The following is a 13,825-nucleotide window of genomic DNA, read 5'->3' on the forward strand; positions in this document are numbered from 1 at the left end:
TCAATACCGGTACACATCCAAAGGCCCCATCGCCGGCAAGCCGGCTCCTGCAGAGCTATTACATGATCGAAAAACATCCCCTATTACGCTGCCTGGCGATTTATCGGGAAATGCCTTGGCGCTTCGCCCTGGTGGCGGTGCTGTTCATTGCAGCGAACCTCGGGCTGGTCTGGCAACAATGGCTGATCGGACACGCGGTGAACGATGTCAGCGCCGGTCGCGCGGTGATCCGGCAAGCCGATGGCAGCCTCGACGCAAGTCTTGGCTGGTACTGGCTGTGGCTGATGCTCGCCGTCGCCCTGGGCCGTGGCGTGTTGCAGTACGCCGCGAGCGTGTTGTCGCTGGTGCTCAGCCAGGAACTGCTGACGCGCCTGCGTGAGCGCATCCTGCAACAGGTACAAACCCTGCACCTGGGCTACCACTGGCAACACGGCATGGGGGAAATGATCACCCGCACCACCCGTGATGCCGACAAGGTTCGCGATGCCCTGATCAGCTTCTGGCGGCAGGTGGTGGAAACGCCGCTGGTGGTACTGGCAACCGTCGGCCTGCTGGGTTGGTACAACCCGTTGCTGGGGCTGGTTCCACTGTTGCTGACGGTGTTCGGCCTGTGGATCTTTGTGCGCCAGACCGAACGCCTGGTCAGTCTCGACCGGGCCGTTGGCCAAGCCTACGACCGGGTCAACCAGGACCTCAGCGAAGGTATTGGCGGCGTGCGGGTGATCAAGTCGTTTGGCCTGGAACACCACCGCATCCAGCGTTTCGCCACGCAAGTAGCGGTGTTCGCCGACCACGCCCGCGACGCCCTCGCCTACTCCAGTTCGCGAATACCGCTGCCCCAGGCTGTCGTCGCGCTGGGGCATGTGTGGATTCTGGTTTACGGCGCCCACCTGGTGGCAAGCGAACGGCTGGGCATCGGCGAGCTGGTCACCTCGCTGCTGATTGCCACCACCCTGGTGTTTCGCATCGAGGGCATTGGCCGCGTCATGCAGACGTTCGCCGACGCGCGCTCCAGCGCCGAGCGGATCTGGCAGCTGCTGGACGAGCCGGCCGCCATCCGCAGCGGCAATGCCAGCCTGCCCGACACGCCGCTGGGCTTGAAGCTCGAGCATGTCTGCGTCAGCGCTCCCGGCGGCGGCCTGGATATCCTGCAGGACTGTTCGCTGACCCTGCGCCCGGGCGAAATCGTCGCGCTGGTCGGCGCGACCGGCACCGGCAAAAGCCTGTTGGCCGGCCTGTTGCCGCGCCTCAGCGACATCAGCTCCGGGCGCCTGTCGTTGGGCTCGGACAGCGCCGGCTGGCAGGACATTCGTCAGTTGCAACTGGACGAACTCAGGCGGCGGGTTCACGTGGTCCCCCAGGAAAGCTTTCTGTTTTCCGACACCCTCGCAGCCAACCTGCGCCTGACGGCACCGCACGCCAGCGATCAACAATTGCTTCACGGGCTGCGCCTGGCCGCCGCGGAAGATGTACTCGAACGCCTGCCCCAGGGATTGGCCACGCCGCTGGGCGATCGTGGCGTGACGCTCTCTGGCGGCCAGCGCCAGCGCCTGAGCCTGGCCCGTGCGTTGCTCGGCGAGCCGGACATCCTGTGCCTGGACGATGCCACCAGCGCGCTGGATGCGATCAGCGAACGCCAGGTGCTGAACAACATTCGCCAACTGCGTCGTGAACAGGGGCGTGCCACCACCTTGCTGGTGATCTCCAGCAAGCTCTCGACCATCCTCCTGGCGGACCGCGTGCTGATGCTCCAGGACGGCCGGATCGCCGCCAGCGGCACCCATGCCGAACTGTTGAATACCTCTCCTGATTATCGCGACCTGCTAGGGATCGACCATGGCTAATCCAATCGCCGGCAAAGCCTTGAGCGATATCGAAATTGAAGAAATGCTGGCCAAAAAGGCCCTCGACCGCAGCATGTTCAGTCGGCTGTTGCCGCTGTTGAAGCCGATTCGCCGGCACATTTTCACGGTCATCGGCATTGAGCTTTTGCTGGTATTCACGGTGTTCCTGCGCCCTTGGTTCGTCCGTGAACTGCTCGACCGCGGGCTGATTCAACAGAGCGGTCACTGGTTGCTCGATGAGCGCCTGGTCCTCTGGCTCGGTTTGGGCTTGGCGGCCAGTTGGCTCGGGCGTTTCCTGCTCGCCGGGGTCTCGCAGTTCGTCGCCGGCAGTGCGGCGATCCGGGTGTTGAATGACCTGCGGGTCCGCGTGTTTGCCCATGTCCAGAGCTTGAGCGTCAGTTATTTCGACCGGACCAAGGCCGGTCGGATCATTTCCCGAGTCGACCGTGATGTCGATGCCCTTGAGCCGCTGTTGATCCAGGGGCCACCGGAGTTGCTGGGCGCACTGCTGCGCTGCGGGCTGGCCTCGGTGATGCTGTGGCGAATCGATCCGCGATTTTTTCTCAGCCTCGCTGCGACGGTGCCGCTGCTGGTGCTGGCGACCTGGGGTTTCAAACGCATCTCCCAGCGCAACTGGGCCAGGGTCGCCGAGAACCGCAGCCGCTTCACCGCGCATCTGGTGGAGAGCGTCAGCGGCGCGCGCATGTTGCAGCAGTGTGCGCAACAAGCGCCGAACCTGCGGCGCTATCGCGGCCTGCTGGATGACTTCAATCAGGCGCTAATCCGTGGCAGCCTGCGGTCTGGCTGGTTCGCGCCCTTTACCGCGCTGCTCAGCTCGGCCGGCATGGCCGTGCTGTTGCTGGTGGGCGCCTACGGTCTGGCGCAGGCGGACGTGACCGTGGGCCAGATCGCCGAGAGTCTGTTTTATGTATTCCTGTTCCTCGGGCCATTGCAGGAGCTGTCGGACCTGTTCGAGCGCTACGCCACCGGATCGGCTTCGGCGCAACGCATCTTCCTGTTGCTCGACACGCGCGCGCACATCAACGACAGCGCCACACCGCAACGCGTGGGCAGGGCCCGCGGCGAAGTGAGCTTTGAACAGGCGCGCTTCAGCTACGATGCCAACAGTTCGACGCCGGTGATCAACGACCTTGACCTGCACATTCCTGCCGGTGAAGTGTTGGCGATTGTCGGCCCCTCGGGCCATGGCAAGAGCACGCTGGTGCAGTTGCTGACGCGTTTCTACGAGGTGCAATCGGGCGCCGTCAGGCTGGACGGCATTGATGTTCGCAACCTGACCCAGCATGAACTGCGGCGTAATGTCGGCGTGGTCCTGCAGGACAATGTGTTGTTCAGCGGCAGCATTCTCGACAACCTGCGCCTGGCCTCTCCCCACGCCGACGACGCGAGCCTGATTGCGGCCGCCAGGGAGCTGGGCGCGGACGAAGTGCTGGAGCGGTTGCCGCACCAATACCAGACCGAAGTCGGACCACTGGGCGGGCACCTGAGCCATGGCCAGCGGCAATTGGTCTGCCTGGTGCGCGCCTACCTTGCGGACCCTGCGGTATTGGTGCTGGACGAGGCGACCTCGGCCGTCGACATCCATACCGAGCGCCGCATCCAGCGGGCGTTTCGCCGATTATGCGAAGGTCGCACGGCCATCATCATCGCCCATCGCCTGGCAACCATCCGCGATGCCGATCGCATTGCGGTCATCCGCCACGGTCGCCTCGTCGAGCAAGGCCCTCACAGCCAATTGATCGATCAGGGTGGCGCTTATGCGGCGCTGTACCAGACCTACCTGCGCAGTGCCGAAGCGGGCGCCTCGATTGACGACATCGTCGCCACCGCGTCAGCGTGATTGAGACCACCATCGCCCGTAGGAGCCGGCTTGCTGGCGATGGCGTCCTCATGATCGCAGCAAATCCAACGGCCTCATCGCCAGCAAGAACCAGGCGTCCCCCCAGCTCCTACAGAAACGCGTGTTCTCAGGTTCCCTTGCTGCACCCCGAACAACCATTGCTGACGGACTGCTGCTACAGCAGCACCCCCGCCTTCACCCCCTCTGCCTTCCCCCGCCAACCCCCCGGCCCCGCTGGCTAAAACCCGGCGGGCCGACCATGGCATGTCCGTTGCAATCCCCCTGACAAGACAGCCTCGCACCTGCGCGACGTACCGCCTACTTGAATCAGGAGCAACCCATGAGCACTGAGTTTTTCTGGCGCCTGCCACTGGGCACCGACGGCCCGCAACTGACCACCGACAAACACAACCGCGGTAATCCGCACTATCGACCAGGCAATATCGCACCAGGGCGCTTGCCCAATGGCGAACCGGACGACTTCACCTACATCGACTACATTGCCCAGGTCGCGAAAGCCGCAGAACTGGCAGGCTTCGAAGGCGCCTTGTTGCCCACCGGCCCGGAGCCATGGATTGCCGCAGCGGCCCTGGCCCGTGAAACCCGTCGCATCAAATTCCTGATCGCGTTCCAGGCCACCTGGACCTTGCCGGCCTATGCCGCACAACAAGCGGCCATCCTGCAAAACCTCAGCCGCGGTCGCCTGGAGTGGAACATCATCACCGGTGGCAACCCGGCCAGTCAGCGCGCCAACGGCGATTTCCTCGAGCATGACCTGCGCTACAAGCGTACCGGTGAATTCCTCGACATCATCCAGGGCCTTTGGCAGAACGAACGCTTCTCCTACGAAGGTGATATCTACCAACTGGAGAACGGTGCCCTGCCCCACGGGCTGCAGAATGAGCGCAAACCCGGCGTGTACTTTTCCGGATTCTCTGACGCAGCCCTTGATGTAGCTGCCAAACACGCCGACGTCTACCTGAACTGGGCCGAGCCCATCGACAAGCTCAAGCCGCATATCGATCGGGTACGCGAACTGGCGGACAAACAGGGTCGCAGCGTGCGCTTTGGTCTGCGTGTCGACCTGTTCGCCCGGGAAACCGAAGAGCTGGCGTGGAAAGACTTGCGTCGTCAGTTCGACAAACTCGAAGGCAAGAGCAGCGTCGTCGCCAAGGGCTTCACCAGCGGCTCCGACTCGGTAGGTGGCGCACGGCAAACTGCCTACCACCAGAACATCGACCGCTTCGATGACCTGATCATCGGCCCGAACCTGTGGGCCGGCTTCGCCAAAGCCAAGCCGGGGCCGACCGTGGGCCTGGTGGGCAGTCACCAGAACATCGCCGAACGCCTGGTGGAGTACCGCGATGCCGGTTTCTCGACCTTCATCCTGGCGGGCAATCCTCACCTGGAAGAAGCCCTGCGTATCGGCCAGGAAGTCCTGCCACTGGTGCACCAACGTCCTGCCGTGCAAGCGGCAACTCATTTGAAGGCCAGCGCCTGAGCGCTGCGGGAGAATCATTGATGACTCAAGCTCTGGACACCCTCTGGTACACCCGCTGCCCGGTCCCCACCGGGCTGGGCATCGCCGTGCAAAAAGGCTGGCTGCAAGACACCGTCGGCGCGTTGGGCACGCAAGTGCAGTCGCTGCGCGAATCCACCGACAAGGCCGTGCGGGAATCGCACTTCGATCACACCCTGCGCAACTCGGTGCGCCACGGCGGCAACATCCCGGCCATCTGGGCCAGGGCCCAGGGCCGGGAAACACGGGTGATTGGCCTGTCCTGGGCCGATGAAGTGCAACTGATCCTGACCCTTCCCGACAGCGGCATCAAATCCGTCAAGGACCTCAAGGGCCGCCGTTTCGGCTTGCCCGACTGGGCCGGCGCGCAAATCGACTTTACCCGCGCCCAGGCCCTGCGCGGGCTGGAAAACGCCCTGAGCCTGGAAGGCCTGCAGGTCGGCGATGTGCAGCTGGTGAACTTTCGCTATGAAGGCACGTTCAGCGACCCGCAGGTCAGCACCGTAAACGGCACGCCGGTCAGTGCGCAGCGAGTCGAGGGGCGCAACCTGGAACTGGTGGGTCTGCTGCGCGGCGAGGTCGATGCAATCTTCCTCAAAGGCGCCAGCGCCGCCCGGCAGGCCCATGAGTTCGGCCTGCACACCGTCATCGACACCGGCTCGCACCCCGAGCCCCTGATTCGCAGCAACAATGGCACCCCCCGCACGCTGGCCGTGGACCTGAACCTGCTGGATAACCATTTCGATGTCGCCACCGGCATTCTCGATTCCGTACGACGCGCCGAACATTGGGCTCACACCCATCCGGAAGATACCCGCCGCTACCTGGCCCGGGAAACCAACAGCAGCGAGTACTGGGTCAGCGCCGCCTATGGCAACGATGCTCATCTGCGCTTGCGCACCGAACTGGATGAACAGGCCATCGACGCCCTGCAGGACTTCACACGCTTCCTGCATCGCTGGCGCTTCATCCCGAAAAGCTTCGACGTGCGCGACTGGATCGATCCTCGTCCGCTGGACGCGTTGCTGCAAACCCCTACCGCACTGGCAGGCTAACCCGCCAGGTTTCATGGATCGGCACTGAAGGACTTTATGAGCAAACCACTCGATACGCTTTGGTACACCCATAGCCCTGTTCCCACGGGGCTTGGCATCGCCGTGCAGTCCGGTCGACTGGCGCAAGCCTTTGCGCCGTTCGGCACGAATATCCAGTCACTGCGCGAGTCCAGTGAGCGGGAAGTTCGCGAAGCCCATTACGACCATCACCTGAAAAACTCGGTGCGTCACGGCGGCAACATCCCGGCCATCTGGGCCTATGCCAGCGGCGTACAGACCCGGGTGCTGGGGCTGTCCTGGAGCGACGAGGTGCAGCTGATCCTGACCACCGCCGAATCCGGTGTGAAGAGCATTCGCGACCTGAAGAACCGCCGCTTCGGCTTGCCGAAATGGGCCAACGTGCAGATCGACTTCACTCGCGCCCAGGCCCTGCGTGGCCTGGAAAACGCCCTCAAGCTCGAAGGCCTGGACGTGTCTGATGTCGAGTTGGTGGACTACCCCTATGGCGGCACCTACAGCGACGATCAAAAACAGCATGTCTACGGCTCGGAAGTCAGCCTCGATGTCACCCGCGTCAGCCGCCGCAACAACGAACTGATCGGCTTGTTGCGCGGCGACATCGATGCGATTTTTCTCAAGGGCGCGCACGCCGTGCACCTGGCCAACGAATTCGGTTTGCAGGTGGTCGTCGATACCGGCTCTCACCCCGACCCGCTGATTCGTTCGAACAACGGCACGCCACGGACCCTGACCGTCGACACCCACCTGCTGCACGAGCATTTCGACGCCAGTGTGAACATCGTTGATACCGTGCTGCGCACCGAGCAATGGGCCTGGGCCAACCCAGACGAAACCCGGCGTTTTCTCGCACGGGAACTCAACACCAGCGAGTACTGGGTCGCCGCCGCGTACGGCGAAGACGCCCATCGGCGCTTGCGCACGACGCTGGATGCACGATCCATTGAAGCGTTGCAGGATTTCACCGATTTCCTGCATCGCTGGGACTTTATTCCGCGGCGTTTCGATGTGCGTGACTGGATCGATTTCAGTGTGCTGGAGAAGGTCATCGGCTCCACGTCACGATTGGCGGTTTGAGTTTTTCAGCGCCTGTCAGGACGTCATCGCCAGCAAGCCGGCTCCTACAGGTTTTGCATTGAAACGGAATAAACATTGTAGGAGCCGGCTTGCTGGCGATGGCGTCCGCAAGGCCAACGGATTGTTGGCCAGGCAACAATCCCTCACTCAACTCCTGCTGCTCCAGCAACACCCGCCAAGCAACTTCTGCTGAATGCCTGACAGGCACTTCTCAGGAGACTGAATCCAACTAACGAACCCTAAAAAAATCCGCCTAACGCACAACTTACCATCAAATAAAATTCTTTATTTTCAATACTTTGACAAAACTAACCACGCAAAAAAAAACACTTGGCACGATCTCTGCTCAACCCCCACTAGTGAAACTTTCCTGGGGGAGACTCAAATGCATAAACTTAATTCAATCACCAAAAGTATCTGGCTAACCTTGCTGCTCGCCGGGGGCGGCGTCAGCGAGGGATTGCTGGCAGCAGAAACCACAGAAACCGACAGCAGCAAAACCGCTACCGAGCCTTCGCTCAAGACCGTGACCGTCACCGCGCAACACCGGGAGGAAACGCTGCAAGAGATTCCGGTGGCGGTGTCAGCGATACAGGGCACCAGCCTGGTCGCCGACGGCGTGCGCAACATGGGCGACATCACCACATTCGTGCCCAACACGTCTGCGAAAAACCCGGACGGCGATGGCCGCCCACGTTGGTACATCCGGGGTCTCGGTACCGGTGATACCGGCGCAGCCACCGTTTTCCCGGTGGGGATCTACGCCGATGATGTTTACCTCAATGCACCGGTTGCCGGCGGCGGGCCGTTGTTCGACCTGGAGCGCATCGAAATCCTGCGCGGGCCGCAAGGTACTCTGTACGGCAAGAACACCACCGCGGGCGCGGTGAACGTCATCTCGAAAAAACCAACCTTCGACACTGACGGCTTCGGCACGATCGGGTTTGGCACCAAGAACGAACGCATCGTCAGCGGCGCTCTGGGGGGAGCGCTGGTGGATGAAAAACTCGCGGCACGGGTCTCGCTGTACTCCGAGGAGCGTGACGGTTTCCAGGAAAACCTGGTCGATGACAACACCTATGGCGATGTGAACAAGAAAGCCGTGCGCCTGCAGTTTCTTGCTCAGATAAATGACGATCTCGAGGCATTGCTCAAGGTCCACAGCCGCGAATTCAAAGGCGACGGCAGCAACGGTTCGCTCGCGGTCGGGCGTTATTACAACGTCGGCTACGAAAGACCTCGCGGGCGCGATATCGCAATCAATGTCAATGAAGACTCCAAGCTCAATCACGACGGCACGTCGCTGACCCTGAACTGGCACCTGGGTGACTACACCCTGACCTCCATCAGCGCCTACGACTACATTCGCAACCAGGCGACCAGCGACGCCGACTACACGCCTTATGAAGTCAACGGCGCAGCGATTTCCGACAACAAATACGCTCAATACTCCCAGGAGCTGCGCCTGGCATCGCCGCAGCAGGAAACCCTGCGCTGGCTGCTGGGCGCGCATTACTTCCACGAAGACCTCGACAGCTCTGCCCAACGCATTGTCACACCCGGCCCGACGCCTAACGGCACCGGCTCCAACCAGATTGGCGGCGTCACCGACTTCCGTGATCTGAGCTATGACCACAAGACCGACAGCTACGCGCTGTTCGGCAACCTGACCTACGACTTCACCGAAGATTTCAGTGTGACCGGCGGTCTGCGCTGGACCCAGGAAAAGAAAGACATCGACCTCGACCTGACGCAACTGACCCGCATCACGGCCAACGGCCCGCTGGTGCCGCTGCGTGGCGTCGGCACCAATGGCAATCGTCAGGAAGACAAGACCTGGGACGCCTGGACCTATGACCTGACGCCGGAATACCGGATCAACGATAACGTCCGGGTGTTCTTCCGTTACGCCCATGGCTTCCGTTCCGGCGGTTTCAACACCGGCCTGTCCACCAGCCTGTCGCAGCTGACCACGGTCGACCCGGAACAACTCGACGCCTACGAGATCGGCCTCAAGTCCGAGTGGTTCGATCATCGCCTGACGGCCAACGCCAACATCTTCTACTACGACTATTCGGATATTCAGGTGAACCTGCTGACGGTCAACAACGGCGTGCTGACCACAGCGCTGACCAACGGCGCCAAGGGTACGGTCAAGGGCGCCGAGCTGGAACTCGAAGCCCAGCCGACTGACTACCTGCACTTGCGTGCCGCAGTATCGTTCCTCGACACCGAATACACCGACTTCAAGAACACCAACCCCAACACCGGGGTGGTCACGGGTGACTACAGCGGCAACAGCTTCGTGCGTTCACCGCGCAACGTGGTCGCGCTCGGTGGCGACTACACGTTCCCGCTGGAAGTCGGTGGCAAGCTGGTGGCTGGCGGCGATGTGAGTTTCCGCGACAAGGAATACTTCCTCGCCGATCGCCAGAGCAGTGCTGACAAGACCCTCAGCCAACCGCACTACACCCTGGCCAATACTCGCCTGACCTGGTACAGCCCGGACGAAAAACTCAGCGTTACCGGGTTTGTGAACAACGTCACTGACCGTCGCTACCAGGTACACGGTCGTCCGAACGGCACCCTGGGCCAATACGTGATCACCTACGGCGATCCGCGTACCGTCGGCCTGAGCGTGACCAGCCGCTTCTGACCTGAAACCTCCCCCTGTAGGAGCCGGCTTGCCGGCGATGAGGCCCACAAGCCTTGCATCGCACTTGAGCCCGCCATCGCTGGCAAGCCAGCTCCTACAGGGGACATCGATTTCCGGGCCACCGATATCCATGCAGAACCCATCGATTTCCGGGCCTCCGGCATCCACACAAAACCCACGGATTTCCGGGCCTCCGGTATCCACACATTCACTGTAGGAGCCGGCTTGCCGGCGATGAGGCCCACAAGCCTTGCATCGCACTTGAGGCCGCTATCGCCGGCAAGCCGGCTCCTACAGGGGTCTTCATTCGTCTGGAAGGAATTTATCCATGTTCCATCACACTCCGTTGGCCGGCGCTATCGCGCTGGTCATTGGCAGCTTTGCCGTGCCTGTCCTGGCTGCCGAAACCCACCCCTCCGCCAGCAGCGATCACCTCGACACTGTGGTGGTACTCGGTACCCGGCGCAGCGATATCACTGCGCTCGAAAGCGCCGCGCCCATTGATGTGCTGTCCAGCGAACAGTTGGAACAGACCGGTGCCAGCGACCTGTCCGGCGCCCTCACCGCGCTGTCACCGTCGTTCACCTATCCGCAATCGCCCCAGGGCGCTTTTGCTGGCTCCATCGCCCAAGGCGCGTCATTGCGCGGCCTGGCATCCGATCAGGTGCTGGTGCTGGTCAATGGCAAGCGCCGCCACACCAGCGCCAATGTCACCCGCCAAAGCCTGGTCAACGGACGGGGCGCGGCAGCGGTCGACCTGAGCCTGATTCCCCTGAGCTCGATCCAGCGCGTGGAAATCCTGCGCGACGGCGCGGCGGCCCAGTACGGCTCCGACGCCATCGCCGGGGTCATCAACATCGTGCTCAAGGAGAACGACGACGGTGGCAACCTCGGTTATCGCTTCGGCGGCTACGACAAGGGCGATGGCATCCAGCGCAAACTCAGCGGCTGGAAAGGCATTGCCCTGCCCAATGACGGCTTCCTGACCCTGAGCTTCGATGCCGGCAGTCAGGACCCGGCCAGCGACACCAACCCCGACAACCGGATTTTTTACCCGGGCTCCACCAGCATCAACACGCCCCGCGAGCAGAACAACCGCTATCGCACCTGGCGCTGGGGTTCGGGCAATGTGTCGGACCAGTACAACTTCGCCGCCAACAGTGAAATGGGCATTGGCGACGGTTTGACGGCCTACGGCTTTGCCACCTACTCGCACAAGAACACCGACGCCGAAGGCTTCTTCGACCCGCCCACGACGTTGCGCAACAACTACAGCAGCACCGCGTTGCAACGCTTCCCGGACGGCCGTGTACCAATCACCCGTTACTCGCTGGAAGACTATGCGTTGACCGGCGGCCTGCGCTACGAAAATGAACAACTGGGCAAGTTCGACTTCGCCGTCAACCACGGCGACAACACGCTGAAGTCCACCGACCGCAATGCAATCAACCCCAGTTGGGGAGTCAACAGCCCGGAAAAAATCTTTACCGGCGAACGCGACGCCGACCAGACCAACGTCACCCTCGATTGGGTGCGGGACTTCCCGACCGACCTGTTGTTCAAGCCCCTGACCGTGTCCGCCGGCTTGGCCTGGCGCCGTGAAAATTACGAGCTCAGCGCAGGCGAGCCCGCCGGCTGGCAAAACGGCCCGCTGTTCAACACGGTCGACCCGCTTACCCGACGGCGTATCCCGGGCTACTACTCGGGCATCACCCAGGTCGATGCAGCCTCGCTGGACCGTAACGTAGCGGGCGCCTATGTCGACATCGAAGGCCAGGTCACCGAGAAATTCCAGGCCGGTGTCGCCCTGCGCAGCGAGCACTACTCGGACTTCGGCGGCACCACCAACGGCAAACTCTCCCTGCGCTACGACTTCACCCCGCAGATCGCCGCCCGCGCCACCGCCAGTACCGGTTATCGCGCGCCATCCCTGGTGCAGAGCGGCCTGTCCTCGTTCAGCGTGCAAGTGGTGGAGCAACCGCCCGGCAGCGGCAACTTTGTCGAAGTGCAGCAGCGTACGTTGCGCGCCGACAGTCCAGAGGCAGCGCTGCTCGGAGGGACATCGCTCAAACCGGAAGAATCCACCAGCTACTCCCTGGGCCTGGTCTGGCGTCCATTGGCCAATGCATCGGTGACGCTGGACGCCTACCGCATTGATATCGACAACCGCATCACCCTCTCCGACCAGTTGCCCGCGTCGGTGGTCTCGCCGATTTTCGCCGGTACCCCTTACGCGAACATCCAGAGTGCGGCCTTCTACACCAACGTGGCCGACACCCGCACCGACGGTGTCGAGCTGGCCGGCAACTATCAGCTGGACCTGCAGCAATGGGGACGCCTGAACCTGAATGCCGGCGTGAGCCAGAACAACACCAGAATCACCGCCCTGCGTGACGTCGGCAACATCAAGGGCTCGCAGATTGTCGGCCGCACCACCCAAGGCCTGATCGAGGATGGCACGCCCGAGTCCAAGCTGATCCTCAGTGCCAACTGGCTGTATGAGAGTTGGGGCGTCACCGTGGCCCAGCGCCGCTATGGCGAATGGAAAAGTCTGAACTCGACCAACCCGAACCTGGACCAGACCTACAGCCCGCAATGGGTGACCGACCTGGATCTGTCATACACCTTCGACAAGGCGCTGAAAGTGTCGGTGGGAGCGATCAACCTGTTCGACACCCATCCGGACAAGGCTGACGGAGCGCAGTTGTACGGCGTGCCGAAGTACTCGATCACCAGCCCCGAAGGCGCCCAGGGCGCGTTCTACTACACCAGCGTCAGTTACGACTTCTGAGTGGACTGCTGCCGGGGTGTTGCCCTGGCAGCAACGGGTGCTGATCAGGCATCAATTGCACCGACACACGGCCTGTAGGAGCTGGCTTGCCAGCGATGCGGTCAGCACGATCTACGTCGCCTGCACCGCCGCCATCGCCGGCAAGCCGGCTCCTACAGGGTTGTTTGGCGTGATCGGTATTTGCTGGCACAGCTCTTGCGATACCCCTTCGGTACTTCGCCGAAATAAGAACCGCCATGCGTACTCAACGTCTGTTGTCCTCCCTGAGCTGGCTCACCTCTCCTGTTGCCCTGTTGTTGCTGTGGGCGGTGGTCGCCGAGGCCGGGATTTTCCCGCGCAACCTGCTGGTCCCTCCCGCTCAGGTGTGGCGGACTTTCGAAGCGCTGTCGGCCAGTGGTGAGCTGCTCGAACACCTGCTCAACAGCCTGTCGCGCCTGGGGCTGGGGTTCGGCATTGGTTCACTGTGCGGGCTGGCGTTCGGCGTGCTCATGGCCTTGTCGAAAAACGTCGAGATCTACTGCTCGCCGCTGTTCCACACCTTGCGCCAGATTCCCAGCATCGCCTTGATCCCGATGTTCGTGCTGCTGTTCGGCATCGATGAAACCTTCAAGATCATCATCGTTGCCAAAACCGCATTCTTCCCGGTCGCGCTGGCCGCCAGCGAAGGCGTCAAAGCCATTCCGCGCAGCTACTTCGAGGTGGCTGACGTCTACCGCCTGCGCTGGCCGACATTCGTCCGGGAGATCGCCCTGCCCGCTGCCGCGCCCCCGATCATCACCGGTTTTCGTATCAGCCTGACCCGCGCCTGGGTGGTGCTGGTGGCCACCGAGTTGCTCGCCGCCGACAGTGGCCTGGGACAGATGATCGAAATGAGCCGGCAAATGTTGCGCATCGATGTGGTGATGGTCGGGATTGTCGTGACCGGTTTGATCGGTTTCATCCTGGATTTCAGCTTTCGCCAACTGGAACAGCGGCTGTTCCGCTGGCAGACCCGCTAGGAGCCT

General features: G+C 62.2%; 8 protein-coding genes. All 8 read left to right on the plus strand.

Annotated features, from left to right (window positions below; translation table 11 throughout):
- The first annotated feature begins 62 nt into the window (after positions 1 to 62).
- The 8 genes from J1D76_RS25475 (at position 63) to J1D76_RS25510 (ending at position 13,819) form a co-directional block, all read left to right on the plus strand.
- The gene (locus J1D76_RS25475; protein ID WP_421141141.1) at positions 63 to 1,844 is read left to right on the plus strand and encodes an ABC transporter ATP-binding protein; all 1,782 of its coding nucleotides are present in this window, start codon (positions 63 to 65) and stop codon (positions 1,842 to 1,844) included.
- Positions 1,837 to 3,705, plus strand: coding sequence for an ABC transporter ATP-binding protein (locus J1D76_RS25480; RefSeq protein ID WP_421141142.1), 1,869 nt, complete (start codon positions 1,837 to 1,839; stop codon positions 3,703 to 3,705). Before J1D76_RS25475 ends, J1D76_RS25480 begins: the two co-directional genes overlap by 8 nt.
- 340 nt (positions 3,706 to 4,045) lie before the next feature.
- Entirely contained in the window at positions 4,046 to 5,206 is a 1,161-nt protein-coding gene (locus tag J1D76_RS25485) for an LLM class flavin-dependent oxidoreductase (protein ID WP_421141143.1), read from the plus strand.
- Between the two features lie 20 nt (positions 5,207 to 5,226).
- Positions 5,227 to 6,279, plus strand: a complete 1,053-nt coding sequence (locus J1D76_RS25490; protein ID WP_421141144.1) for an ABC transporter substrate-binding protein — start codon at positions 5,227 to 5,229, stop codon at positions 6,277 to 6,279.
- 36 nt (positions 6,280 to 6,315) lie between these two features.
- Positions 6,316 to 7,374 (plus strand): ABC transporter substrate-binding protein, encoded by a 1,059-nt coding sequence (locus J1D76_RS25495; RefSeq protein WP_110661677.1) that lies wholly within the window; start codon positions 6,316 to 6,318, stop codon positions 7,372 to 7,374.
- A gap of 385 nt (positions 7,375 to 7,759) precedes the next feature.
- The gene (locus tag J1D76_RS25500) at positions 7,760 to 10,030 is read left to right on the plus strand and encodes a TonB-dependent receptor (protein WP_421141146.1); all 2,271 of its coding nucleotides are present in this window, start codon (positions 7,760 to 7,762) and stop codon (positions 10,028 to 10,030) included.
- 328 nt (positions 10,031 to 10,358) lie between these two features.
- Positions 10,359 to 12,821: a TonB-dependent receptor plug domain-containing protein gene (locus J1D76_RS25505; protein WP_421141148.1), complete on the plus strand. Its 2,463-nt coding sequence runs from the start codon at positions 10,359 to 10,361 to the stop codon at positions 12,819 to 12,821.
- A 236-nt stretch (positions 12,822 to 13,057) separates the two neighbouring features.
- Complete coding sequence (locus J1D76_RS25510; RefSeq protein WP_421141149.1) at positions 13,058 to 13,819, plus strand: ABC transporter permease; 762 nt, start codon at positions 13,058 to 13,060, stop codon at positions 13,817 to 13,819.
- Positions 13,820 to 13,825: the final 6 nt, after the last annotated feature.

The organism is Pseudomonas sp. NFX15, from assembly GCF_049132105.1.
Classification (GTDB): Bacteria; Pseudomonadota; Gammaproteobacteria; order Pseudomonadales; family Pseudomonadaceae; genus Aquipseudomonas.